The organism is Mucilaginibacter jinjuensis (assembly GCF_028596025.1).
GTDB classification, from domain to species: domain Bacteria; phylum Bacteroidota; class Bacteroidia; order Sphingobacteriales; family Sphingobacteriaceae; genus Mucilaginibacter; species Mucilaginibacter jinjuensis.
Genome location: NZ_CP117167.1, coordinates 609,604 through 634,515 on the forward strand (window position 1 = coordinate 609,604; position 24,912 = coordinate 634,515).

Annotated in this window: 20 protein-coding genes and 1 riboswitch; of the genes, 13 read left to right on the plus strand and 7 right to left on the minus strand. The window is 42.6% G+C overall.

Features of this window, described 5'->3' with window-relative positions; genetic code table 11:
* The first annotated feature begins 31 nt into the window (after positions 1–31).
* Both PQO05_RS02805 and PQO05_RS02810 read left to right on the plus strand, forming a co-directional pair.
* Positions 32–2,758, plus strand: a complete 2,727-nt coding sequence (locus tag PQO05_RS02805; RefSeq protein ID WP_273631134.1) for a carboxypeptidase regulatory-like domain-containing protein — start codon at positions 32–34, stop codon at positions 2,756–2,758.
* 101 nt (positions 2,759–2,859) lie between these two features.
* Entirely contained in the window at positions 2,860–5,580 is a 2,721-nt protein-coding gene (locus PQO05_RS02810; RefSeq protein ID WP_273631135.1) for a TonB-dependent receptor, read from the plus strand.
* Positions 5,581–5,589: 9 nt separating this feature from the next.
* Here PQO05_RS02810 and PQO05_RS02815 read toward each other — a convergent pair whose 3' ends face one another.
* Positions 5,590–6,483, minus strand: coding sequence for a hypothetical protein (locus PQO05_RS02815; RefSeq protein ID WP_273631136.1), 894 nt, complete (start codon positions 6,481–6,483; stop codon positions 5,590–5,592).
* A 101-nt stretch (positions 6,484–6,584) separates the two neighbouring features.
* On the opposite strand from PQO05_RS02815, the gene PQO05_RS02820 reads away from it, so the two are divergent.
* The gene (locus PQO05_RS02820; protein ID WP_174311459.1) at positions 6,585–6,866 is read left to right on the plus strand and encodes an ATP-dependent Clp protease adaptor ClpS; all 282 of its coding nucleotides are present in this window, start codon (positions 6,585–6,587) and stop codon (positions 6,864–6,866) included.
* 306 nt (positions 6,867–7,172) lie between these two features.
* Here PQO05_RS02820 and PQO05_RS02825 read toward each other — a convergent pair whose 3' ends face one another.
* Positions 7,173–8,237, minus strand: a complete 1,065-nt coding sequence (locus PQO05_RS02825; protein ID WP_273631137.1) for a branched-chain amino acid aminotransferase — start codon at positions 8,235–8,237, stop codon at positions 7,173–7,175.
* A gap of 89 nt (positions 8,238–8,326) precedes the next feature.
* Here PQO05_RS02825 and PQO05_RS02830 point away from each other — a divergent pair, with 89 nt between their 5' ends.
* Positions 8,327–8,785, plus strand: a complete 459-nt coding sequence (locus PQO05_RS02830; RefSeq protein ID WP_273631138.1) for a hypothetical protein — start codon at positions 8,327–8,329, stop codon at positions 8,783–8,785.
* Between the two features lie 136 nt (positions 8,786–8,921).
* Here the strand turns inward: PQO05_RS02830 and PQO05_RS02835 are convergent, their stop codons facing one another.
* Positions 8,922–9,869 (minus strand): tryptophan 2,3-dioxygenase family protein, encoded by a 948-nt coding sequence (locus PQO05_RS02835; RefSeq protein WP_273631139.1) that lies wholly within the window; start codon positions 9,867–9,869, stop codon positions 8,922–8,924.
* A gap of 64 nt (positions 9,870–9,933) precedes the next feature.
* Positions 9,934–10,000: riboswitch (Fluoride riboswitch) on the plus strand.
* 26 nt (positions 10,001–10,026) lie between these two features.
* Between PQO05_RS02835 and PQO05_RS02840 the strand changes: the two genes are divergently transcribed.
* Positions 10,027–11,343 (plus strand): voltage-gated chloride channel family protein, encoded by a 1,317-nt coding sequence (locus PQO05_RS02840; protein ID WP_273631140.1) that lies wholly within the window; start codon positions 10,027–10,029, stop codon positions 11,341–11,343.
* 301 nt (positions 11,344–11,644) lie between these two features.
* Complete coding sequence (locus PQO05_RS02845) at positions 11,645–12,124, plus strand: universal stress protein (RefSeq protein ID WP_273631141.1); 480 nt, start codon at positions 11,645–11,647, stop codon at positions 12,122–12,124.
* A gap of 123 nt (positions 12,125–12,247) precedes the next feature.
* On the opposite strand, the gene PQO05_RS02850 is transcribed toward PQO05_RS02845, so the two are convergent.
* Positions 12,248–13,540 (minus strand): HAD-IB family phosphatase, encoded by a 1,293-nt coding sequence (locus tag PQO05_RS02850; protein ID WP_273631142.1) that lies wholly within the window; start codon positions 13,538–13,540, stop codon positions 12,248–12,250.
* A gap of 530 nt (positions 13,541–14,070) precedes the next feature.
* Between PQO05_RS02850 and PQO05_RS02855 the strand changes: the two genes are divergently transcribed.
* Together PQO05_RS02855 and PQO05_RS02860 are read left to right on the plus strand one after the other, a co-directional pair.
* Positions 14,071–15,141: an AAA family ATPase gene (locus PQO05_RS02855; protein ID WP_273631143.1), complete on the plus strand. Its 1,071-nt coding sequence runs from the start codon at positions 14,071–14,073 to the stop codon at positions 15,139–15,141.
* Positions 15,142–15,143: 2 nt separating this feature from the next.
* Complete coding sequence (locus PQO05_RS02860) at positions 15,144–15,881, plus strand: DUF4435 domain-containing protein (protein ID WP_273631144.1); 738 nt, start codon at positions 15,144–15,146, stop codon at positions 15,879–15,881.
* A 280-nt stretch (positions 15,882–16,161) separates the two neighbouring features.
* Here the strand turns inward: PQO05_RS02860 and PQO05_RS02865 are convergent, their stop codons facing one another.
* Positions 16,162–17,130 carry an NAD-dependent epimerase/dehydratase family protein gene (locus PQO05_RS02865; protein ID WP_273631145.1) on the minus strand — a complete coding sequence of 323 codons (969 nt, stop codon included), beginning with the start codon at positions 17,128–17,130 and terminating at the stop codon, positions 16,162–16,164.
* A gap of 73 nt (positions 17,131–17,203) precedes the next feature.
* On the opposite strand from PQO05_RS02865, the gene PQO05_RS02870 reads away from it, so the two are divergent.
* Entirely contained in the window at positions 17,204–18,388 is a 1,185-nt protein-coding gene (locus tag PQO05_RS02870) for a formimidoylglutamase (RefSeq protein ID WP_273631146.1), read from the plus strand.
* Between the two features lie 58 nt (positions 18,389–18,446).
* Positions 18,447–19,592, plus strand: coding sequence for a TlpA disulfide reductase family protein (locus PQO05_RS02875; protein ID WP_273631147.1), 1,146 nt, complete (start codon positions 18,447–18,449; stop codon positions 19,590–19,592).
* A 252-nt stretch (positions 19,593–19,844) separates the two neighbouring features.
* Here the strand turns inward: PQO05_RS02875 and PQO05_RS02880 are convergent, their stop codons facing one another.
* Positions 19,845–20,426, minus strand: a complete 582-nt coding sequence (locus tag PQO05_RS02880) for a Crp/Fnr family transcriptional regulator (RefSeq protein ID WP_273631148.1) — start codon at positions 20,424–20,426, stop codon at positions 19,845–19,847.
* Positions 20,427–20,559: 133 nt separating this feature from the next.
* Here PQO05_RS02880 and PQO05_RS02885 point away from each other — a divergent pair, with 133 nt between their 5' ends.
* Complete coding sequence (locus PQO05_RS02885) at positions 20,560–21,711, plus strand: TlpA disulfide reductase family protein (protein WP_273631149.1); 1,152 nt, start codon at positions 20,560–20,562, stop codon at positions 21,709–21,711.
* Between the two features lie 224 nt (positions 21,712–21,935).
* Here the strand turns inward: PQO05_RS02885 and purD are convergent, their stop codons facing one another.
* Positions 21,936–23,210, minus strand: a complete 1,275-nt coding sequence (purD, locus tag PQO05_RS02890; RefSeq protein ID WP_273631150.1) for a phosphoribosylamine--glycine ligase — start codon at positions 23,208–23,210, stop codon at positions 21,936–21,938.
* A 113-nt stretch (positions 23,211–23,323) separates the two neighbouring features.
* Here purD and PQO05_RS02895 point away from each other — a divergent pair, with 113 nt between their 5' ends.
* Positions 23,324–24,124, plus strand: a complete 801-nt coding sequence (locus PQO05_RS02895) for a hypothetical protein (protein ID WP_273631151.1) — start codon at positions 23,324–23,326, stop codon at positions 24,122–24,124.
* A 21-nt stretch (positions 24,125–24,145) separates the two neighbouring features.
* A complete protein-coding gene (locus PQO05_RS02900) occupies positions 24,146–24,877 on the plus strand; it encodes a hypothetical protein (protein WP_273631152.1) in 732 nt (243 codons plus the stop codon).
* Positions 24,878–24,912: the final 35 nt, after the last annotated feature.

Consider the following 24,912-nt stretch of genomic DNA (forward strand, 5'->3'; position numbering starts at 1 on the left):
TCATAGTACCGGGCACGTAAACCATTTACCTATGTTCCTGAAAAAAATACCCCTGTTATTACTGGCCTGTATAGTGTCGGTAACCCTCTTTGGCTTCATAAAAGCCGACGATGACCCTATTAAAAAAGCCGCGATCCAGTTGGATAAATGGCTGAGCGATTCTCCCCAGGAAAAAGTATACCTGCACTTTGATAAGCCTTACTACTCTGTAGGCGACGATATGTGGTTTAAGGCTTACGTTACCGTTGGCCCCAAACACCAGCTATCGGCACTAAGCGGCGCACTCAATGTAGAATTGATAGACGACCGCGATTCTGTAAAACAAGCCATTAAAATAAGGTTAACCGCTGGTTTAGGGCATGGCGATTTTGCTTTGTCTGATACCCTGGCCGCAGGCAGTTACCGCATACGCGCCTATACCAACTGGATGCGTAATGCAGGGCCCGATTATTTCTTCGATAAAACTATCCAGATTGGCAATGCCATCAACAATACTGTTTTTACTAAAACTGCCTACAGTTACAGCATGCAAAACGGGCAGCAGGTAACCAATGCCACCATTAATTATGCCGATTTAAACGGAGAACCTTATGCCAATAAAGAAGTAAGCTACCAGGTACAGCTTAATGGCAAGGATGTATCGAAGGGGAAGGGCTTAACTGACGCTAAGGGAAATCTGCAGGTTTCTTTTGTAAACACGCAAAAACTACCCTTAAAACAAGGCAGCATTATAACAAAGATAAAGGTTCAGGATAAAGTGACTTTAACTACCGTGGTGCCTGTAAGGGCGTTGTCGGCTAACGTTAGTGTGCAGTTTTTCCCCGAGAGCGGTAACCTGGTAACCGGGCTGCCATCTAAAGTGGCCTTTAAAGCAGTTGGCGATGATGGCCTGGGTAAAGCCATAAGCGGCACTATAGTAGACAACGATAACCAGGAAGTAGCCAAAATAACAACCCAGCATTTGGGCATGGGCCAATTTGTATTGGTACCAGAAGCCGGTAAAATTTATAAAGCCCAGCTTACTTACGAGGATGGTTCGCAAGGTACAGTAGCCTTACCCAAGGCGTTAGACCAGGGTTATGTGGTAACCCTCAACAGTAATTTAGCAAATGACCCAGACCATATTGCGCTGAGAATTATAGCAAGCCCGGCACTGGCAGGCAGCGAAATAAATTTGGTTGCGCAAAGTGGGGGCAATATCTGTTTCGCTGCTAAAAATAAAGTAGAGAATGGCATGTTGGCCTCTAAAATACCCAAAGACCGTTTCCCGACCGGCATTGTACAGTTTACCTTGTTTAATGCAGCGGGCGAGGCACTTAACGAACGGCTCATTTTTGTAAACAGGGCCGATGGTTTAAAGATCGGTGTCACATCGCCACAGCAAACTTATGCCCAGCGCGAAAAAGTAAAACTACAGATCACAGCCAACGGACCCGACGATAAACCTGCATTAACCAGCATGTCAGCCGCGGTGATTGATGAAACCAAGGTGCCGGTTAATGAATCGGACGAAACCACCATCCTGTCGAGCATGTTATTGAGTTCGGATATTAAGGGTTATATCGAAAAACCCAATTACTATTTCGCACATACTGATAAACAAGCACAAGATGATCTGGACCTGTTGATGCTTACCCAGGGATACCGCCGCTTTGAATGGAAACAAATAATGAGCGATACCTTTACCCCGCCGGCCCCGGTTTACCAGCCCGAGCCTACTTTGCAAATTTCGGGTAGGGTACATACATCTAATAATAAACCCGTTGTGGGTGGCAAGGTTACCCTGTTTACCACCGCTGGTGGCGTATTTATTTTAGATACACTAACCGATGCCAATGGCCGCTTTGCCTTTAAAAACCTCGATTTTAAAGATAGTATCAGGTTTGTAGTACAGGCACGCACCGCTAAGGATAAAAAATTTGTGGACATAGACCTCGACAATATAGGCCGCCAGCAGATAACGCCTAACGTTAATGCACCCGATATTGATGTTAATATAAATAACACCATGCTGCCATACCTGCAAAACAGCAAGCTTTATTATCAGCAGCAAATGAAAGGTGGGGTGGGTAACCATAATATTATGCTAAAAGAGGTGGTGATCACAGAAAAGAAGAAACCTTTAGAAAACTCTTCGAACCTCAATGGCCCCGGTAATGCAGACCAGGTTATAAAAAGTGATGTGTTTGAGAACCTGGGATGCCCTGATATCACAGTTTGTTTGCAGGGCCGTTTGGTTGGTGTTATATTCAGAAACGGTATACCTTTCTCAACCCGAAGCCCTAACAGCCCTATGCAAGTAATTGTGGATGGAATATACGTGGATGCAGATTATCTATCCATGATGAATGCTATGGACATTGGCAGCATTGAAGTATTAAGAAGTGGGGGTAATACGGCTATATATGGTACACGGGGAGGCAGTGGTGTTTTAATAGTTAACACCAAACGTGGCAACGAAGTTAGTGATAACCAATACCAGCGCTACACACCCGGCCTCATCAGGTATTCGCCTAAAGGTTATTATCAGGGGCGCACTTTTTATTCTCCTCAGTATGATGATCCTAAAACCAACGCGGCAATAGCCGATTTACGCAGCACCATTTATTGGAACCCTACTGTAGTGACTGATAAAGACGGTAAGACTGAAATAGCGTATTTTAATGCAGGCGGTAAAGGCACTTACCGGGTTGTGATAGAAGGTATTGATAGCGAGGGACACATAGGCCACTATGTTTACCGGTATAAAGTAGAATAATTGCCTTTTTAGCTGATATTTTAAATATTATGCTATTTTTACACCAATGGTTAATTAATTTATGTTAATTAACCATTGGTTATATCAAACCTCCCTGCCTTATGTTACGAATAAAAAAAGCATCATTTCTGCTGCTGACCATCTTAGTGTCGGTAACCCTGTTTGGTTTTACAAAAGCCGGCGACGATCCAATTAAAAAAGCTACTACACAATTAGATAAATGGGTTGCCGGGCACCCTCAAGAAAAAGTATACCTGCATTTTGATAAACCCTACTATACCGTTGGTGATAATATCTGGTTTAAGGCTTATGTAACCGTTGGTCCCCGTCACCAGCTAACAGGCTTAAGCGGCACCTTAAATGTAGAGCTGATTGATAGCCGCGATTCTATCAAACAATCCATAAAATTACCGCTCACTGCCGGCTTGGGTTCCGGCGATTTCCCGCTGTCTGATACCCTGGCGGCGGGTAACTACCGTATACGCGCCTATACCAACTGGATGCGTAATGCAGGGCCCGATTATTTCTTCGATAAAACCATCCGTATCGGCAACTCGGCCAATAATACAGTTTTTACCAAAACCGATTATGCTTATGCTACCAAAAACGGGCAGCGTACTATTAAGGCCTCAATAAACTATGCTAACTTAAATGGCGAGCCTTATGCTAACAAAGAGGTATCGTACCAGACGCAGATTAACGGAAAAAATGCAGAGCGCGGCAAGGGGGTAACCGATGGAAAGGGTAATTTACAGATTGATTTTATCAATAATGCTGCGCAGTTTAAGCAAGGTGCTATTGTTAGCCATATTAAAATTGACGACAAAAAAACTATTGTAAATACCATCCCGGTTAATGCTATTGCAGGTGATGTAAACATCCAGTTTTTCCCCGAAAGCGGGAATATGGTTAATGAGCTACCTTCTAAAATTGCTTTTAAAGCTGTTGGTGCCGATGGTTTGGGCAAAGCAATAAACGGCACAGTGGTTGATAACAACGGGCAGGAAATTGCGAAATTAACTACCAGTCACCTGGGCATGGGGGCCTTTATAATGGTACCTCAGGCAGGCCAAACTTATACCGCACAGGTTACTTTTGATGATGGTTCGAAGGTAGTACTGCCTTTGCCCAAAGCTATTGAGCAGGGCTATGTATTAACCGTTAATAACACGCTCGATCCTGATAATATAGCTATCCGTATAACGGCAAGTAAAGAGCTGATTGGCTCTGAAGTTGGCCTGGTGATACATTCGGGCGGCGATGTTTGCTACGCAACCAAGGTTAAGCTTGAAAATATAATTACTGCAGCTAAGGTTTCTAAGCAAAGTTTCCCATCGGGTATTGCCCAGCTTACTTTATTTAATAGTGCGGGCGAGGCTGTAAATGAGCGGATAGTTTTTATAAATAATCCAGATAGGTTAACATTGAACATAGCCCCGCAACAAGCAACTTTTGCAACCCGCGGCAAAATGAAATTTGATATTACTGCCTATGCGCCGGGCGATAAGCCGGCCTTATCAAGTTTATCGGCCGCTGTAATTGACGAAAGTAAAGTACCGGTTGATGAAAGCGATGAAACAACCATCCTTTCGAGCATTTTATTAAGCTCAGACATTAAAGGTTATATCGAGAAACCAAACTATTACTTTGCCGATAATAATGAGCAAGCCGCAGCCGATCTGGATTTGTTAATGCTTACCCAGGGTTACCGCAGGTTTGAATGGAAGCAGGTAATGAATGATAATTTTGCCCCATCGCTCTTTGCAGCCGAAAGAGGGATCAGGGTTTCGGGCCAGGTAATGGATGGCAAAAAGCCTGTTGTTGGCGGTAAGGTTACCTTGTTTAATACACAACGAGGCATGTTTATGGTGGATACCCTTACCGATGAAAATGGCCGTTTTAGTTTCGATAACCTTGAATTTAAAGACAGCGTTAAATTTGTTGTACAAGCACGTACGGCCAAAAACAAGAAGTATGTTGATGTTAACCTTGACAAAATTACGAGACAACAGGTAGAACCAAATGTTAATGCGCCCGATATGGATGTTAATATTGACAACACCATGTTAACCTACCTGCTGAGTAATAGTGCATTTTTGAAAGAAGAGATGAATGCGGGTATCGGTAACCATAATATATTGCTTAAAGAGGTAACCATACGCGAAACAAAGAAACCTATTTTACAAACTTCTTCAAACTTAAACGGGCCAGGTATTGCAGATCAGGTTATAAAAGGAGATATATTCGAAAACACACCATGCCTTAATATCATAGATTGTTTAGCTGGGCGAATAGCCGGGGTTACGTTTAGAGATAATAAAGCATACTTTGGGGGCGCAACATCAATTAGTTTTGATAGCCCTATGCAAATTATTGTAGATGGGATATATGTAGAACCAGATTTTTTAGCGACCCTGAATAGCCGGGATGTAGGTAGTATTGAAGTATTGAGGAGTATTGGCTATACCGGCCTTTATGGTGCCAGGGGATCTGCGGGTGTAATAGTTGTTAACATGAAAACCGGTGCAGAAATGGGTAACTATTCTAAATACTTTCCGGGTGTTGTTACGGCTGCTGCCAAAGGCTATTATCAGGCCAGATCATTTTACTCGCCACAATATAACGACCCTAAGATCAATGCTGCACTTGCCGATTTACGCAGCACCATTTACTGGAACCCCAGTGTTGTTGCGGACAAAGATGGCAAAGCCAGTATAGATTTTTTTAATGCAGGCAGTAAAGGTAATTACCGCGTTGTGGTAGAAGGTATTGATAGTGACGGCCACATTGGCCGCCACGTATATCATTATAAAGTAGAGTAAAAGCGGGTTTTACTCGCTTTTACCTAAATAAAATTTCTCCCAGAAATCCATCGATTTAGCAATTTCAGAGTGGTCGCTTTCGGTCATGCTGCTGTTGCCGCCGCGGCCGCCGCCCATTCCGCCACCACCGCCGTGTCGGCCACCGCCGCCGCCCATACCACCACGGCCGCCACCGCCACCCATACCGCCGCCGCCCATTCCGCCACGGCCGCCACCAGCGCCGCCGTTTGGATCGGCTCCGGATTTAGGTGCATGTGTAACGCCATTTATTTTAATGTTAAAAGCCCATTCGGTTTTATCAGGCGCTGCAGCATGGAAAAATTTTAATGGGATAGCTGCCTCATAAACCAGGTTATCTTTATCATCAATATTTAAAGCCACTTTAATCCCGTAGGTATTAGAGGTGGTCATGATGTCGCTCTCAATATCAGGCAAGCCTGTTACTTTAATGTAGCGCAGCTTAGTCATTTTAGCGCGCAGCATTTCTTCGCGGTCTTGCTGGTCAAGCAAATCCGGGTTTGTTTTTTTATCATCAGGTGCCTCAGTTTGTGGCTGATCTGGGTTGCCTACCGGGAAGGTGATACTGCTTTCTTCTTTCTTTTTGCCTTTGGTGTTAATACTTAAAGTAAGCCCGGCACGTATAATACGGATCTGTTCGGTACGGTCGCTAACCCGTACAACCATGTACAGGTTGTCTTTATCATTGGCCAGCGTGTAGGATATTTTTTTCTCGTCGTTAAAGTAGCGGAGTGTGTCGCCCCAGTCTTTCAGGTCGCCATCAATTTTAATATCGGCAGGCGGTGGCAATAAGGTATTAGGGTTTTTTGTTTGTGCCTGGCTGTGCAAGGTTAACAGCAAACCGGCTGCCGCACAAAACGACAATGCTGAGAAATGAGGTCTCATTGTAATAGGGGTTTTTATAAAACTATCAATTATTGCAGCTATAACATATTTTTACTGTGTTTATTATGCTTTTTAAGTAAATTTGTGATTACAATATAACTATGCCGACTGAAGTACAGGAAGAGACCCTCACCCTTGAGGAAATATTAGCGGGACTAAAAGAAGTACACCGCCTGATATTGTGGAACGATGATGTGAACAGTTTTGATCATGTAATTTACTGCATGATGAAGTACCTCGATTACTCAGAAGGCCAAGCCGAAAAGATTGCCTGGAAGGTACACAACGAAGGCAAATGCGCCATACTCGAGGGTTCATTCACCGAGATGGAAGTTTACCGTAAAATATTACAACAGGAAGGTTTAACCGTTTCTGTAGAATAAATTGCACCGTAGAGACACAATACCTTGTGTCTCTTTTGATTTAATGTTTACGATACTGTAGAGACACAAAATATTGTGTCTCTGTTGTTTGGTATCAATTCATGCACGAGAGTTGTGTCTCTTTTTATTTAATATTTGATTGTCCTGCGGGAGACACAAAGTGTTGTGTCTCTACGGAAATAGGGGTAATTCAGATGTGCAAATGAAATTCTGAAAATTCTTTAATTCCGTAATTCTGGTTCAAGACATAAAAAAAGCGCCTTAGACAATCTAAGGCGCTTTTCTTTTTATATAAAACATCAAACGTTACACAATATAATTCCAGCCGAATGTATCGGTAGTTCTGCCGTAGCGGATATCGTCTAAAGTTTTTAATACTTTTTGAGAGAACTCACGGGTTGATGGGTCGCTTAGCGTATACTCTTCGCCATTGTAGTTTAATGAACCTACAGGGGCAATGGTAGCAGCAGTACCTGCACCGAAAGCATCAGTCAGTTTACCATTTTTAGCACCTTCAACAACTTCGGCAATAGATACACGGCGCTCTTCAACCGGCACACCCCATGATTTTGCAAGGGTAATTACGGTATCGCGGGTTACGCCATCTAAAATAGTATCGCGGGTTGATGGGGTAATCAATTTACCATCCAGCACAAACATTACGTTGGCTGCGCCCATTTCTTCAACATATAAATGTTCTTTGGCATCAGTCCAGATTAACTGGTCGAAACCTTCTTCCGCAGCCTTTTTAAATGGCAGCATCGAGCCCCCGTAGTTACCGGCAGCTTTGGCGTAACCAAAACCACCTTCAGCAGCACGGGTGTAGTGCGTCTCGAATTTCACGCGCAAAGGTTTAGTGAAATAAGGGCCAACCGGGCCGGTTAATACCATAAATTTATAAGTGCTTGAAGGAGTCACACCCAGATAAGGATCCGTTGCAAACATAAACGGACGGATATATAGTGAGTGGCCTGCCTGTGCAGGGATCCAATCGCGATCAAGATCAACTAAAGCGGCAATGCTTTGTACAAACAGATCTTCTGGCAGTTCGGCCATGCAAAGGCGCTCTGCAGATTTGTTGAAACGTGCCGCATTTTTTTCAGGACGGAAGACAGAGACCTGGCCATCTGCCAATTTATAAGCTTTCATTCCTTCGAAAAACGCTTGTCCGTAATGCAGCGCAGAAATAGCCGGGCTAAGGGCAATTTCGCCATAAGGTACAATTTCGAAGTTCTTCCATTCGCCATCTGCATAATCAGCCACCAGCATGTGGTCAGAAAAGGTACGGCCAAATACCAGGTTAGTAAAGTCCGTTTCCTGCAAACGGGAATGGGTAGTTTTTGTAATTTTGATGTCCAACGTGTCTGTCATGGCCCAATAGATTTGAAAGTTGGCAATTTAGGAATTTATGAAGTAAATCTCAATTTATAAGCCGGAAAAATAGACCTTTACCGAATATTATGAGCACAGCAATACATACCTACCGCATAGACCCTAAAAAAGCGCCCGCCTACAAACGCCAAACCAATATCAGCTTGCTGGTGCCATACCTGTTTCCGATTGGTTTAATTGTATATCAATTGGTGCGTACGGGCTACGATTATCGCTTTATTATCCTAAGCATTGCCATCACCCTGATAGCGCTTATCCTGCTATTTCTCAGTATCAAAAAATCGAACAAACGAATTGATACCATGACAGTTGCCGTTAGTGATGATGCAGTTACGCTGACCGAATTGGGCAAACGCGAACAGCAAATCAAAATAGCCGATATTACGGCTGTTGAAACCAATGTAAAAGGCATCGAACTCAAAGGCAAATCGACCTCCAGAAATGCGTTTGTGATAGCGCAGGAATTCGAGAAGTTTGATCAGATTAAAAAACTGATTGAAGCAAAGGTAGCTAAGCGGAAGAAGTAGTGAATATCGAATAATGAATGTTGAATGTCGAACATCGAAGTGTGCATAAATATCGAACACCGAATAATGAATGTCGAACATCGAAGTTTTTATTTCATTATTCAATATTCGACATTCGGTGTTCGATATTAATTTCTTAACTCAACGCTCCCTCAACCCAGGCTTTACCCCAATTATCTATCTGCTCGGCAGTCCATAATTCCGGATAAAAGATTCTTTTCTGAAAACGCGGAGGCAGGTATTTCTGCCAGTTGGTACCGCCTGTAGCCTTAATTTCTTCGGGCTCGCGGTGCAGGTATTTTACAGCAGATTTATAGTGTGCCAGCGGCCAGTTTACGTTAACATGGGTATCCAGCTGGCGGAGTTGATCGGCAAGTTGTGGAGTAGCTTGTCCGGCTGCTAGTAAATTATGATATAGTTTATTGAAGTTAACATCGGCACAGCTTTTACCCAGGGCAATAAAAGTATCTGCATACTTTTTCTCGAACTGCTTAAGCGTTAATGTTTTTTTGCCGGTAGATAGTTCGGTAGCGCCAAACTTCCAGTAAATATGCTCGAACTGTTCTTCAACACTTCCGCCTCTTAATTCTTCGCGCTTATCTTTAGCTACAAGGTTGATGAAATCTGTAGCGAAGATCTCGATCATGCGGTATTGCCCTGATTGAAAACCACTGGCAGGTAATAGCGACATCCTGAATTTAAGGAACTGCTCTTTCTCCATCCCCTCAACCATAACCTCGAACGAGTTAACCAATGCGTTGAAATAATTATTGATGCGTTTTAAACGGGCGGTGAAAAATTCGGCGGTAAGATCGGCTTTAGCAGCAATTTGTTTACACTCGTGGAGGGTAAGTTTAAAATACAACTCCGTGATTTGATGGTACATGATAAAGATCTCTTCATCAGGGAATGGTGTTTTGGGGCTTTGTAAACTTAGCAGCGTATCAAGGTGTATGTAATCCCAATAGGTCAGGAAATCGGCATACAGCAAACCATCGAGGTATGATGACATATCCTGCCCCATAGCCTCATATTTCTGCTGCAGCTGCTCTAACCGCTCGGTAATTTCGGGTGTAAATTGCATACACAAAAATATAAAAAGAATAACGCCTATTGCACCGGATGCATTTTTAACCCATATTTGTATTGTACTGAAAGGCAATGGTGAGCTGCCTATTTGAACCGCCCTAAAAAGCTGATGACGCCTACTCGAATAATTTTATTTATTTGCATGTAGGTTTATGAAAAAATTTCTGTCGTCCCAAGTTTCCACAATCGTTTACAGTTTTCGTTGCACGCTTATTGTTTTGCCCATTGCTATAGCTATTGGCAGCACAGTAGCGTTATTTTTATGGCTGCTCAGCTGGGCTATCCATTATCGCTTCGCACATCCCTGGTTATTATACCTGTTGCCATTGGCAGGTGTTGCTATTCATTTCCTGTATAAACTATACGGCAAATCGGCCGAGCGTGGCAATAACCTCATCATCGACGAGATTCACGAACCTGGCGCAGGCGTACCCAAGCGCATGGCCCCGCTTATTTTAGTTACTACAGTAATTACACATTTATTCGGCGGCTCGGCGGGCAGGGAAGGGACAGCTGTGCAGATTGGAGGCAGTATCGCCAACTTTTTCGTCGGCTTGTTTAAACTCAATGATACCGATAAGCAAATGTTGCTAACCGCCGGTATAGCGGCAGGCTTCGGCGCCGTGTTTGGTACCCCATTAACTGGTGCCATTTTTGCGCTGGAGGTAATTACCATCGGTCGTATAAATTACAATGCTTTGCTGCCATGCCTCATTGCCGGTTTTGTTGGCGATGCTACTGTTGCCCTTTGGGGAATCCATCACACAGCCTACCATATCGATGTGGTTAAGACCTCGGCCGAGTATTATAACCACCATTTACCTACCGATTTGTTATTACTTATTAAAGTAATATTTGCATCGGCATTATTTGGCCTGGCGAGTTATCTTTTTGCCAATACCACACATGCTGTTAAGGCTTTTTCGCTCAAGCTGATTAAGATAGATTGGCTCATCCCGGTATGCGGTGGACTCATCATTATCGGTCTAACTTTCCTCATTGGTAAGCCCGATTATTTAAGTTTAGGGGTAGAGCCAGAACATCCCGGAGCGGTAACTATTGTCTCTGCCTTCCAACATGGCGGGGCTGATTTTTTTAGTTGGTTATGGAAACTCATTTACACCGCCATTACTTTGGGCACGGGCTTTAAGGGAGGGGAAGTAACCCCGCTGTTTTATGTAGGCGCAACCTTAGGTAATACCCTGGCCGAAATACTGAACGCGCCGGTAAGCCTTTTTGCCGCATTGGGCTTCATCGCCGTATTTGCCGGTGCCACTAATACGCCACTGGCCTGCACCTTAATGGGTATCGAACTATTTGGTGGCGAACATGCCATGCTGTTTGCCATTACCTGCTTTACAGCTTATTTTTTTAGTGGTGACAGCGGCATTTACACTGCCCAACGAAAAGGTGATGCTAAGATTGGAGATGGCTATTGGAATAAGTTATTTGATAAGTATAAAGGATAGTCCGTTAAATTCCTCTTTTGAGACTGCCATGTACTCACCTTTTTAACCTGCTGCAATTCTACCCCTTATTATGTTAGAAGTGGTATTACAGTCATTGCATTCCCCTAAATTAGGGGAATACTACTTTCAGTGAAACTTGCTAAAACGTTAATAAGGGGTAAAGATTTAAGCTGAGCAAACTTGTAGGTACACGGTAGCTCTTGCGAGGCTTAGGGTGTGTAATACAGTTTGAAAGTAAAAACCTATCTTGGGAAAACATATTCTACTCACAGCGTTTTATCTATATTAAACATAAACCATCATGACAACTTTTAAGAAGATACTCATTGGCATAGACGATAACAAATTTGCCAAACATGCCACCAAAACAGGTTTCGACCTCGCTAAACAATTTGGTGCCGCGGTTGGGCTGGTACATATTATCGAAGCCGCTTACGTGCCAGGCCCCGTTACCGATACCACTTTGGGTATGCCGCTGGAAACCGGAACTAACATAGCGAGTTTAGAAATGATGGATATCCAAACCCATATATCAGACGATATTATAGCCAATACCATCAAAGAATATGGCGAAGGTTTGGAAATTACCCACTTTACAGAATACGGCTCAACAGCCGATGGTATCATCAGCTGCAGTAAAGAATTTAATGCTGATCTGATTGTGATCGGCACCCATAGCCGCACCGGTTTCGACCGTTTATTCATGGGCAGCGTAGCCGAACACGTAGTACGCCATGCCGAAATGCCGGTACTGGTGGTGCCGCTTGTGGAAAATGAATAAGCAATGATAGAATGAGTGAAGGAGAGAATGATAGAGTTCAGTCAATGATAGAATGATAGAGTTTTGAATGATAGAATATTTTTTTCCATTCTATCATTTTCTCCTTCACTCATTCTATCATTATTAATATAGCAGTCTAAACTTAATCGTCTGCGGGATGGCTTTAAGCTGATCCAGTACATCGGCATCATAGCCTTTATTTACATCGGTAATTACGTAGCCAATTTGCGGGTTGGTTACCAGGAACTCGCCAACAATATTGATGTTGTGCTTGGCAAATACATCGTTGATCTTAGCCAAAATACCCGGTACGTTTTGGTGGATGTGGATGAGCCTGTGCGCATTGCTCACGCGTGGCGGCTGCAGATCGGGGAAGTTGCAGCTGGTATGGGTTTTACCCTCGTTCATAAATGAGATTACACGTTTAGGTATAAAATCAAAACTTCGGGGATTATTTTTAGGATCGTCGAATATGATTACGCCGTTTTCGCAGGCTGTGTCTGATAGTTTGCGGCTGGCTACCTTGCCAAAACAACCGATCACTTTCAGGCGTGGTGCGCTTTCAATTTGCTCTGGTGTTGGTTGTACATCTTCGGCGCAAAGCAGTACGCCTGCTTCTTCGAGGTACTTTTCTTCTATCGTATCGCGCTGGCGAACGTTGTAGCCTTCTTTCTGCATCTGGCTTATCGCTTCTTCATCAACCTGACCAACTATTAAACATTTGATCCTGTTTTTAGGATACGAGATAGCACGTGGCAACCTGTTGATGTACAAAAACTCATCGAAGCTTGGGGTAATATGATCTGCTTTTTCGGTGACAGATTTACGTTCGATGTTCTCGGTATAGGCAAAAAACTTTTTGATCATGCCCGATTCCTTCAGTTGGAAATCTGAGTACCCATCGCCGATACCGAAGATATCGCCCTGCAGGTTCAGCTCTTTCAATAGTTTAACCTTGCCGCCTTCCTGCGATAGCGGGTTGGTACGATCATAACCTATAATTTTATCATCCTCATCAAAGATGAAGGTGTTGGCATAGATGTTCTCTTTCTTGATCTGGTACTCGGTAACCACCGGGGTAATAAACTCCTTAAACCCGCCGGATACGATCAATACCTCATCCTGGTGGTTTTTAAAGAACTCACTGTTGCGCGAAAACGAGGTGGATACCTTTTTGCGCAGGTGGCGCACCAGCAGTTTCAGGTGTTCGCGGGTGGCTTCCAGTAACTTAACACGCTGCTCCAGACTATCCGTGAACGACAGCCGACCTTCCATCGACGCATTAGTGAGGTCTTCTATCTTCTTGTAAATCAGCTCGCGGTCGGGGTGCTCTTTCAGCGAGATACGGGCCAGTTCATCAAGGGCTTCTACCTGGGTAAATGTGCTGTCGAAATCAATGATATAATACTGGCTCATAGTGTTTACTATACATTAAGGTTTGCGCAAAAATGCAAAATTTAAAATGAGGATGGAGATTAAAATGAAAATACTGACATGATTATGCCAGTGTTCCGTTTTTTTGAAGCAGAACACTTTTGAACACCCGGAACACCCTGCCAAAATGTGAAAAATCGCGGCTGATGCTATCATCAAGACCGTTTTTGACGCTAAATTTCAAAATGACTTAAAAGTCCGGAACACTTCGGAACCCTTAATCCTGAAAAAAGTTTATACTTTAAAATACGTGTTGTAGTGTTAATGCATTCGAAGCATAAGCGTCATCCCTTTGCTTGAAGGCACAAGTACCCCGTTGCAATGGCCTGCGCTGCATAATTGCGCCAGGGTAAGGGGTTGCCATGCCTTGCGCTGCATACTTGCGCCAAGATTAGAAATAATTAGATAATTAGTTAAAAAACAATTTTTTAGATAATATAAAAGCTATTTTAGAGAAGTGAAATGCTAAATAGCAGTGCCATCTATATAGAATATGCCTAAAACCGAAAACAATGATAAAAAAACTAATAGTTGAAGGACTTAATAACCGAAAGGAGCCATTAGAACTAATTTTTCATCCCGACTTAAATTTACTTACAGGCAAGAATGGTTCAAGTAAAACGACAGTTCTAAAGTTAATCTGGTTTTTAAACTCAGGAAGAATTTTAAATTTGATAAAAGAGATAAATTTTGTAGCAGCAGAACTCACAACTTCAAATTCGCTCATTTCAATTAAGAGAGATATTGAAAATAACACAGTAACAATTGGACTTGATAAAGAAAAACCATTTACATTAAGTGATTTAAATCTTAGGGAATTAGAATTACGGCGACCAACAAGAATTAATGATAGGTTCTTAGAAATTACTAAATTATCTATTCCAACCATATTTTTTCCAACTTTCAGAAGAATCGAAGGTGGGTTTACAATGGAAGAAGGTTTCGACCCAAGGTTTGGACGCCAAGACCAAATAAGAAACGCATTAGAAGAGTTTTCTGCAAGAATGTCATCTAAAAATCAAAGATTTATAACTTCTATTTCAACTGACGACATAATTCAATTGCTAAATAGGGAGTACTCCAATATTAATGCGCTAATCAATTTGGGGCAGAAACAAAAATCTGATGAGATCATTAGAAAAATTAAGATAAGGCAAAAAAGCGAAACAGAAACACTTGCCGAGATTCAATCTGATATAGAAAGTATGGAAACAGAAAGGGAAACTTTATTGAAACCATACACAACACTTTCTGAACTAATAACTACCATATTTCAACACAAAGGCATTAACTTAAGTAATCTTACAATTGGAGAAGTAAACAACGCTATTTCCTCAGACAAGCTATCAGCAGGAGAAAAGCAAATGTTGAGTTTTATTTGTTATAATGCTTTTACTAAAAACCATAGTATATTCATTGATGAACCAGAGTTAAGTCTTCACCCAGACTGGCAAAGAACGCTCGTTCCAACTTTACTAAACCAAGGAAATAATAATCAGTTTTTTATGGCAACTCATAGTCCGTTTATCTTTTCGAAATACTCGGATAAAGAAATCATTTTGTCTAACGATAAAGGTATTTAAAAATGAATTTGGACCTAACCGTAGATGAAATTATAGAAACTTTAAAGAGGTCTTCGTTAACAACAGTGTTAGTTGAAGGTAAAGACGATATTATAATATATCGCTGGATTGAAAGCGAGATTGGTATAGTCAATGCCAATTTCTTTCCATGTGGAGGTAGAGATAAATTACTCCAGGTATTTGAAAGACGGGCAGAATTTCCAAACATAAAAGCAATTTTTGTAGCAGATAAAGATGCGTATGTTTATATAAATCCACCAGAAAATTTATCCGAAATAATATGGACGAATGGCTACTCAATTGAGAATGACTTGTATTTTGGAAGAAATATTGAGGCTTTGCTTGATAATGATGAAAAATTAATTTTTGCTAAATCGCTTAATAGCTTTATTGAATATTATGCTTTTGAAATTCAAAATTATTTAGAAGGTCGAAAATTTTGTTTTAGAAATCATCCGCAACAGTTAATATGCGAAATACAAAATGAAGTAAAACAAGAATTTTTAGAAAGTATAAACTTTTTTTCAGCAAATGACCAGATTAAGGAAAATCTTAGAAATAATTATGATATTTTAATACGTGGAAAATCTTTATTCGCCTTACTCACCAGGATTTTAAGTCGACAAAACAGGATTATTAAACATTCTAAAATGTCACTTTTAGAACATTGTTATAGAACTCATAGAAGCGAAAAATTTATTGACTTAATAAACGAAATTAATCATAAGATCAGTGCATAAATAGCCACTTCCCACTTCTGGCGCAAGTATGCAGCGAAGGGTTTCGGGACAGAGTACTTGTGCCTGTACAGTATGTTTGCCCCAGTTAAGGATATTGTAATATATATTAGCAGCTTTGCAGGGTGAAGAAGATCCTTCGCTACCGCTCTGGATGACAAAAGGAAAATGACGAGCGCGTTGTCATAGTAGGTACTCGAAGCATAAGCGTCGGCTCTCTGCACCATACTTCGACGGAGCTAAATATGACACCAGGGCAGAGCGTCTTTCGTCCTAAAATCCTTTATACGGCCAACGCTGCCACCACCTCATCAATAGTCCTATCAACCGGCTTAAATTCAAAACCGATGGCTTTTTTAATCTTGGCGTTATCATAGTTCTGCACCAAACTGGCAGATTGTGCGGAAATTTTATCGAGTGATGGGGATTTACCGGTTATACTGCCAATAAGCGAAGCGCCTCGCCAGGCCAACTCCAGCATCCAGGGTTTAGCCTGGCGGGTTGGTTGTTTTACGTGGAATTTATCGGCTACGGTGTTAAACAGGTCTTTGTAGTACCAGTTTTCGGCGTTGATGATGTAGCGTTCGGCGGTATTGTCGCTGTTCATGAGGGCAATCATGCAGCGGGCTACGTCGGCAACATCAACCAGTCCAACGCTGCCGCCGGTATAAAAGCCGAGGCCTTTGCGCACGGTTTCGAAGAGCGCGCCGCTGCCTTCGGTACCTGCGCTTGCGCCGATAATGAGGGATGGGTTAACCACTACGGCATCCAGGCCTTCGGCAATGCCGCGCCAAACTTCCATCTCACTTTCCAGTTTCGATATGGCGTACACGTTTTTAACCGGGGTTTCTTCAATATAATGTTTCTCGGTAATCAGCTCGCCGGTTTTGGCGGTACCCACTGCGGCGATTGAACTTACGTGCAGTAAGCGTGCCCCCGCATCGATACAGGCATTAACCACATTGGCGGTGCCGGTAACATTGGTGTTAATCATCGGCTCTTTATCAGCCTGTTTAAATGACACCCATGCCGCACAATGGTAAACCTGGGTTACAAGTTCCATGGCAGCTTCTAAGGCAAAAATATCGCAGATGTCGGCTTCAACCCATTCAATCAGGTTGCTGTATTTTAGCAGTGCTTGGGGGATGATAGAATGGTTGCGCCGGGTACAACGTACGGGTAAGCCCGTTTCGGCAAGCTGCCTAACCAGCTCAGTACCCAAAAAACCTGTTGCGCCGGTTACCAGTATCATGCTTGTAATTTTTTAGAAAACAGTGCAAATTAATCGAATTAAATTGATATTTGAGCTTTTGTAAAGCATCCCTATGTCATTAACAGATTTTCTGTCGCCCGTTGATCTCAGCAGTATTACACCCAAACAAGGCTATAACCATAGCCAGCTTGGGCATAAGATCAATGTTTTTACCGATCGGTTCCCCGACCTTGAAGAAGAAAAGTTTGATATGGCGATTATCGGTGTGATGGAAGACCGCCATGCTGTTAACAACGAAGGATGCTCTACCGCGCCCAATTACGTGCGCGAAAAATTGTACCAACTGCACGAAGGCAGCTTCGCCGTTAAGATTGCCGATTTGGGTAATATCCGCCGTGGCGCAAGCATTACCGATACTTATGTGGCGCTTAAAACGGTTGTTAACGAACTGATACGGGATAATATTTTGCCCATCATCATCGGCGGCGGTCAGGATTTAACCTACGCACAGTTTATGGCTTATGAAGACCTGGAGCAACGGGTTGACCTGGTGGTGATAGACCAGGCGTTTGACCTCGATGATGATTTTGAAAGGGATATGTCAGAAACAACATCAGCTTCATTTTTAAGTAAGATCTTTTTGCACGAACCTAACTACCTGTTCAACTTCAGTAACCTGGGTTACCAGACTTATTTTACCAGTCAGGAAAGTTTGCGTGTAATGGATAAGCTGCTGTTTGATGTGCATCGACTGGGCGAACTGAGCGGACAAATTAGCGTAGCCGAACCGGTGATCCGCAATGCGGGCATGATCAGTTTCGATATCGGTGCCATCCGTGGTGCCGATGCCATGGGCAATGCCAATGCCACACCAAACGGTTTTTATGGCGAAGAAGCATGTCAGATTTGCCGCTACGCCGGTTTTAATGATAAGCTGACCTCGATAGGCTTCTACGAGTTTAACCCGGCTTACGATGTTAACGGGCAAACCGCCATGCTGATAGCCCAGATGATCTGGTATTTTGTAGAAGGCTTTTATAATAGGAAAGCAGATTTTCCGCTCAACCCAAAATCGCAATACCTGATCTATAAAACCACCCTTACGCATGATGACCATGAGCTGGTGTTTGTAAAAAGCAAAAAATCAGACCGATGGTGGATGCAGGTGCCTTACCCGGCAAACGGTTCGCTCAATGAGCGTTTCCACTTAGTACCTTGCCGTTATGAAGATTACCAGTTAGCCGTATCCGGCGAGATGCCAGACCTGTGGTGGCGCACTTACCAAAAATTAAGCTAAGCGAGGTTATATCTTTTTGCCTGATTTTTACGTTAATAAGCCTGAATATTTAGAATTGATGAGAAAGTTATTTTGCTATATAGCACTTTTTATACCTGCCATTACGTTTGCGCAGGCACCGCAGCCATTTACCATTAAGGGTAAAATTGCCAATGGCACACCTGCTGGTAAGGTATATTTATTTTACAGCCTTGGCGCTAACCGCGTGGTAGATTCTTCGGCCATTAGCGTGGGGGCATTTACCATAAGTGGTACCGTGTTGAACCCTGTTAATGCAGCTTTGGTATACGACCATAAAGGCGTAGGCCTCGAAAAACTGGATAATACCAGTGCCGATATGCTAAACCTTTACCTGGAGGCAGGTACTATCAACGTAGCCACCATGGATTCGATAAGTGCGGGTAAAATTACCGGGTCGCAAATTAATGACGACAATGTTAAACTGATGGCGCAGTTAAGCCCCATCATCACCAAGGCAAAAAAGATCCAGTACGATGCACAGCGCGCAACTTTAGCCCAGCAGCAAAGCGCCGAATACCAGAATTTTGTACAAGGCAGCCTGAAATCGATACAACAGCAACAACAGAATATACTGGTAGCTTATATCAAAAGCAACCCTAAAAGTTACCTGAGTTTGCTGGCTTTAAGCTCGATGGGTGGTCCTTCGGCTGATCCTGCACCACTGCTGGCCTTATACAAATCGCTCGATCCATCCCTGCAAAGTATGGAAGCTGGTTTGCAATTAAAAAAATCATTGGACGGGTTAATGGTAACCGGCATTGGTGCCATAGCCCCGGATTTTACCCAGCCCGATGTGGATGGTAAACCTGTTAAGCTATCATCATTCCGCGGTAAATATGTGCTGATTGATTTCTGGGCATCATGGTGCGGCCCTTGCCGCCAGGAAAACCCTAACGTGGTACGTGCTTACAATAAATACAAAAACAAAAACTTCACTATACTGGGTGTATCGTTAGATCGCCCCGGTGCTAAAGATGCATGGCAGGCAGCCGTTAAAGCCGATGGCCTGGTTTGGACCCAGGTATCAGACCTTAAATTCTGGGATAACGAAGCCGCTGCATTATACGCCGTTCGTGCCATCCCTCAAAACTACCTGATTGATCCGCAAGGAAAAATTGTTGGTAAAAATTTGAGGGGAGAAGATTTAGAAAGAAAACTTGCAGAGCTATTTCCGGGGTCTTGAAGATAGTAGCAGTGGTTAGTTGCAGTAGCAGTTGACCTAAGTAAGCCAAGCAAAGAAGGCTGATCGTACGATCAGCCTTCTTTGCTTGGCTTATCTACCCATCATCTCCACCACGTCATGCTGAACTTGTTTCAGCACCCCACATGCTAAGTATGCGGGTAAACAGGTTCGCTACCTGTCCTGTGGGGTGCCGAAATAAATTCGGCATGACGAGCGAGGTAAAAAAGTCCTTTCTCTTTATTCCTTCATCACTTACTCCTCCTTCATCCTGCTCACCGCACTGCGTATCCTGCTCAACGATACCGAAGTAATGCCCAAATATGAGGCTATGTAATGCTGAGGCACACGTTTAATAATTTCAGGCCGCTCTTTCATTAAGTTAATAAAGCGCTCTTTAGGTGTATCCCTGATGAACGACATAAAATGCCGCATGTAGTTAAGCTGGCGGTCGAGGGTAATGTCTGAGATGAATTGCTTGCCTTCCGGGGTGCTTTCTATGTCGGTAAGCATGTATTCCCAATCTTTTTTGTTGATCCAGTAAATGATGCTGGGCTCAATGGTTTCGAGCGTATAAACACTTGGAATATTTCTGCGGAAACTTTCGAGCGATGAGACATTCTGCCCTTCGAAAAAGAACTGAAGTGTTAAATCCCGTCCTTTATTATTAAACCATGCCCGGATGCAGCCCTTCTCTATTTGCCATGCTTTTTTAGATACATCGCCCTCGTGCAGCAACACGGTTTTAGCCGGTACTTCTATGCGGTGGTACATGTTTTCGTACGATGCCAATTTGGAGGCGAGATGCGGAAATTTATCTTGCAAATGTTGAAGCATGATGGAAATTAGTAATTAAATATCGAATTTCTTTTGTTTGACATAGTCTTGATTCTTGTCTCTCGATTCTTGATTCTTTTTTTGATGCCCTTTTTATATATTTGGTTTTTAACTACCTATAAATTAGTAGAACATGATTAAGAAGTTACTATACACCGCACTGATTGCCCTGCCAGCGATTAGTTTTGCGCAAACAGAAACCCCTAACTTTACTGTTAAAGGAAAAATCGGCACATTTAATGCACCGGCTAAAGCTTATTTGAGCTATCGTGCAGGTACCAAAAACGTAACTGATTCGGTTGTTTTGGTTAATGGAGCTTTTGAATTCAAAGGCACGGTTACTGACCCGGCACAGGCTGATTTATTTGTAAACCCTCAGGGCAACGGTATCCACCCGCCGTATGATTATACCGAAATTTATATCGACAAAGGCGTAACCACTATTACCAGTGCCGATTTCGCTAAAAATGCAACAGCTACAGGTACTAAGATCAGCGAAGATAACGCTAAATACCAGGCAGCCATGAAACCGCTTAATGCCGAGTATGAAGCCATCAACGAAAAAGAGAAAGCAGCAGGTGACAACCCAACTGCAGATCAGAAAAAAGAATTTGATGCTTTAGAAAAAGCTGCCGACAATAAAGAGAAAGCAATCACTAAGAAATTTATTGAAGAAAATCCATCTTCAGTAATCAGCTTAAATGCACTGCGCAGCTACACTTACAGCGCCGATTATAAAGAGCTGGACCCAATGTTCCATCACTTATCGCCGGAAATCCAAAACAGTACTTCTGGTAAAAAATATGCCGAGCAGTTAGAAAAACTGAAAGGTGTTGCTTATGGTGCTACTGCCCCTGAGTTTGCCATGGCCGATACCAATGGTGTTTCAGTAAAGCTGTCATCATTCCGCGGTAAATATGTTTTAGTTGATTTCTGGGCATCATGGTGCGGCCCTTGCCGCCACGAAAACCCGAACGTGGTTAAAGCCTACAACCAGTTTAAAGATAAAAACTTTACCATCCTGAGCGTATCACTGGATCGCCCGAATGCTAAAGACAAATGGCTGGCTGCTATCCACAAAGATGGTTTAACCTGGACCCACGTATCTGACCTTAAATTCTGGGATAATGACGCTGCCAAACTTTATGGTGTACAAGCCATCCCGCAAAACTTCTTGTTAGACCCTAACGGTAAAATCATCGGCAAAAACCTTCGCGGTGCCGATTTGGTTGATAAACTGAATGAGGTTTTAGCGAAAAACAAAAGCAATAACAAAGCGGAGTAAACCCCTCCCCAGCCCTTCCGCCTAACGGCGGAGAGGGAGCGTTATATAAAAAGAGAAAGGCCTTCGGTTACCGAAGGCCTTTCTCTTTTTATACTGATTTTGTCATTGCGAGGAGGAACGACGTGGCAATCTCGTAGCCAATGCTTATTCGATTTGTATAGCTACGAGATTGCTTCGTTCCTCGCAATGACAAATTTTGTTGTCTTGTATCTTGGTTCTAAAACTTACAGCAAATCAAACCCTATATCTTTCCTGAAATACTTGCCATCATAATAAATGCGGCTGGCATCAAGGGTGGCTTGTTGCAGGGCATCAAACATGGTGTCTTGTAAAGAGGTAATAGCCAATACACGGCCGCCTGATGTTTTAATATCATTACCATCTGCATAAGTACCAGCTTGGAATACGAATGAACCGCGTACGTTTTCCATACCTGTAATTACATCGTTTTTCATGTAATCGCCGGGATATCCGCCCGCTACACATACTACCGTAGCGGCAACTTTGTTGGATATGATGAGTTCTTTGGTGTCGAGGTTGCCTTCGGCTACTCCTTTAAACAGGTCGGCCAGGTCAGATTCAATGCGGGGTAATACGCTTTCGGTTTCCGGGTCGCCCATGCGGCAGTTGTATTCAATTACGTAGGGTTCGCCGCCGCAATTCATCAGTCCGATAAAGATGAAGCCTTTGTATGGGATGTTATCTTTCTTTAAACCTTCAACAGTAGGGATAATCACACGCTCGTGTACTTTATCCATAAAATCCTTACCTGCAAAAGGTACCGGCGAAACCGAACCCATGCCGCCGGTATTTAAGCCGGTATCGCCTTCGCCAATGCGTTTGTAATCTTTGGCTTCGGGCAGTACTTTATAGTTGGTGCCATCGCTCAGTACAAATACCGAAAGCTCAATTCCCTGTAAAAATTGTTCGATAACCACTTTAGAGCTTGCATTGCCAAATTTGGCCATGGTCAGCATTTCGGTTAGTTCCTGTTTAGCCTCTTCCAGTGTGGTGCAAATTAATACACCTTTACCTGCTGCCAGTCCATCGGCTTTTAATACGATGGGTAAACCAGTTGTTTCAAGATAAGCTAACCCATTCTGTAAAGTTTCGGCAGTAAAAGTTTCAGAAGCTGCAGTAGGGATGTTGTGGCGGTTCATAAACTGCTTAGAGAAATCCTTGCTGCCTTCTAATTGCGCACCTTCTTGCTGCGGGCCAATCACGGGGATATGGTGCACCTGCTCATCATTCAAAAAGAAATCGTGGATGCCTTTAACCAGTGGTTCTTCGGGGCCAACCACAATCATATCGATATTATTGGCTAAGGCAAAAGCTTTGTGGGCTTCAAAATCGGTAACCTTAATGTTTACGTTGGTGCCAAACTGGGCCGTGCCGGGGTTGCCCGGTGCAATAAATAATTGCTGGCATAATGGACTCTGAGTTAATTTCCAGGCGAAGGCGCTTTCCCTACCGCCAGAACCAATGAGCAGGATGTTCATGGGGGGCAAAGATAGAGTTTTAGTTGGGAGTCAGGAAGTCCGTAAGTCGGGAAGTCCGAAAGACAGAAAGTATTTTGCCAAAGTTTTCTAACATCAGTAAATTGCCTCTACTTATGAAAACCTTATTCACCACTATAATACTAAGCCTTGCTGTCTTCAGTTGCTTTGCTCAAAAGATAAAAAACGATTTAGAAACAAATAATTTAAAAGGTAATGTTGATTATGTAATTGAGAAGCGATTTAACTATTTTAAAAATGGCAAGACCTTCGAGAGCGACTTAGCGAATGAAATAATTTCGAAATATAATTCTTACGGTAATCTGGTTACTCAAACCAGCTATTATCACATGCCGGTATTGGGTGATAATATAGATACGTTAAAATCCATTTTTAAATATGATAATAAGCAAAGGCTTATTGAGCGCGATGTTTATCGCAAACGTCAAAAAACACCTTACCAAAAAACGGTATATGTATATAACGAATTAAAAAGGGAAAGAAAATCAAAAGACTTTTTCTCGGGGGATAATTCTATTAATACTGATTACATATCATATAAATATGATGATGAAGGCAGATTAATTGAAATGGCCATTATTGTACAAAGGAATAAACCGCTTTCTATATTCAGATATCATTATGATAGTGATGGGAACCAGGTAGAGGAAGATGAGTTTCACGAAGACGAGGATGGCGGAAAGATGATACAAATAACCACTACCAAATCATTGTATGATAAATTCGGCAATAAATTAACTTCAAAAATTGTTCATGATATCGGTGAGACAGAAACACACGTTTACAATTATAAAAAGTATGATGACGCGGGTAACTGGACAATTATGGGAGATAGTAAAGATAATGGCAATATTGGGGAGAAGACACTTAGACGGATTGTGTATAGGACCAAATAATCCCGGTAAATTACCATCGTCATGAAAATTCTGTATCTAATTGCTATCCTCTGTTTTACTAATACCTGCTTCGCCCAAAAAATAAAAAGCGACCTGGAGAAAGAAAACTTAAAAGGCAACGTCTTATCGGTAACCACTACCCGACGGGATACAGTTTCAGCCAAAATAATTAATAAAGAAATCGCAACTTATAATAATGATGGTAACCTGGTATCGAACATCAGATATGATTCCCTTTTTAAGGGCGATACTGCCAGTACGAGGATAAATTACGAATACAGAAACCATCGGCTCGTAGAATCTGTTCGGTACCATACGGTTAAAAAATCGGCGGTTAGATCAACCTATTCGTACCATACTTTAGAAAATGAAGTGGAACAGCGCGATTATACTTTTCGTGATAATATCCTACTCGGAAGTTTCGTATCCAGGTATGACGAAGCCGGAAATATCACCAGGCTTACTACCTATGATGGGCACAACCACGTGGCTATGGAAACCTGGTATAAGTATAACCACGGTAATTTAGTGAGCGAGGAGCGGAAGCCCGTTAACGGGGAAACAACTACAATTACTATGGCTTATGATGCAATGGACAATAAAATGAGCGAAACTGTTCCTGATGCAAAAGGTAAAGTAAGAGCATCCGTATACCATTATTTTAACTACGATAAACAATATAACTGGCTATCGATGGATGAACCGGGAGGTAATAACCGGATTACCGAACGGGTGATAATCTACTACAAGTAAGGTTGTCTGTTGTCAGTTATCTATTGTCAGTCGCT

What these genes read in the sequence shown, in the direction of transcription:
- PQO05_RS02805 (WP_273631134.1), top strand. Translation starts at nt 32, where the DNA reads ATGTTCCTGAAAAAAATACCCCTGTTATTACTGGCCTGTATAGTGTCG.
- PQO05_RS02810 (WP_273631135.1), top strand. Translation starts at nt 2,860, where the DNA reads ATGTTACGAATAAAAAAAGCATCATTTCTGCTGCTGACCATCTTAGTG.
- PQO05_RS02815 (WP_273631136.1), bottom strand. Translation starts at nt 6,483, where the DNA reads ATGAGACCTCATTTCTCAGCATTGTCGTTTTGTGCGGCAGCCGGTTTG.
- PQO05_RS02820 (WP_174311459.1), top strand. Translation starts at nt 6,585, where the DNA reads ATGCCGACTGAAGTACAGGAAGAGACCCTCACCCTTGAGGAAATATTA.
- PQO05_RS02825 (WP_273631137.1), bottom strand. Translation starts at nt 8,237, where the DNA reads ATGACAGACACGTTGGACATCAAAATTACAAAAACTACCCATTCCCGT.
- PQO05_RS02830 (WP_273631138.1), top strand. Translation starts at nt 8,327, where the DNA reads ATGAGCACAGCAATACATACCTACCGCATAGACCCTAAAAAAGCGCCC.
- PQO05_RS02835 (WP_273631139.1), bottom strand. Translation starts at nt 9,869, where the DNA reads ATGCAATTTACACCCGAAATTACCGAGCGGTTAGAGCAGCTGCAGCAG.
- PQO05_RS02840 (WP_273631140.1), top strand. Translation starts at nt 10,027, where the DNA reads ATGAAAAAATTTCTGTCGTCCCAAGTTTCCACAATCGTTTACAGTTTT.
- PQO05_RS02845 (WP_273631141.1), top strand. Translation starts at nt 11,645, where the DNA reads ATGACAACTTTTAAGAAGATACTCATTGGCATAGACGATAACAAATTT.
- PQO05_RS02850 (WP_273631142.1), bottom strand. Translation starts at nt 13,540, where the DNA reads ATGAGCCAGTATTATATCATTGATTTCGACAGCACATTTACCCAGGTA.
- PQO05_RS02855 (WP_273631143.1), top strand. Translation starts at nt 14,071, where the DNA reads ATGATAAAAAAACTAATAGTTGAAGGACTTAATAACCGAAAGGAGCCA.
- PQO05_RS02860 (WP_273631144.1), top strand. Translation starts at nt 15,144, where the DNA reads ATGAATTTGGACCTAACCGTAGATGAAATTATAGAAACTTTAAAGAGG.
- PQO05_RS02865 (WP_273631145.1), bottom strand. Translation starts at nt 17,130, where the DNA reads ATGATACTGGTAACCGGCGCAACAGGTTTTTTGGGTACTGAGCTGGTT.
- PQO05_RS02870 (WP_273631146.1), top strand. Translation starts at nt 17,204, where the DNA reads ATGTCATTAACAGATTTTCTGTCGCCCGTTGATCTCAGCAGTATTACA.
- PQO05_RS02875 (WP_273631147.1), top strand. Translation starts at nt 18,447, where the DNA reads ATGAGAAAGTTATTTTGCTATATAGCACTTTTTATACCTGCCATTACG.
- PQO05_RS02880 (WP_273631148.1), bottom strand. Translation starts at nt 20,426, where the DNA reads ATGCTTCAACATTTGCAAGATAAATTTCCGCATCTCGCCTCCAAATTG.
- PQO05_RS02885 (WP_273631149.1), top strand. Translation starts at nt 20,560, where the DNA reads ATGATTAAGAAGTTACTATACACCGCACTGATTGCCCTGCCAGCGATT.
- purD (WP_273631150.1), bottom strand. Translation starts at nt 23,210, where the DNA reads ATGAACATCCTGCTCATTGGTTCTGGCGGTAGGGAAAGCGCCTTCGCC.
- PQO05_RS02895 (WP_273631151.1), top strand. Translation starts at nt 23,324, where the DNA reads ATGAAAACCTTATTCACCACTATAATACTAAGCCTTGCTGTCTTCAGT.
- PQO05_RS02900 (WP_273631152.1), top strand. Translation starts at nt 24,146, where the DNA reads ATGAAAATTCTGTATCTAATTGCTATCCTCTGTTTTACTAATACCTGC.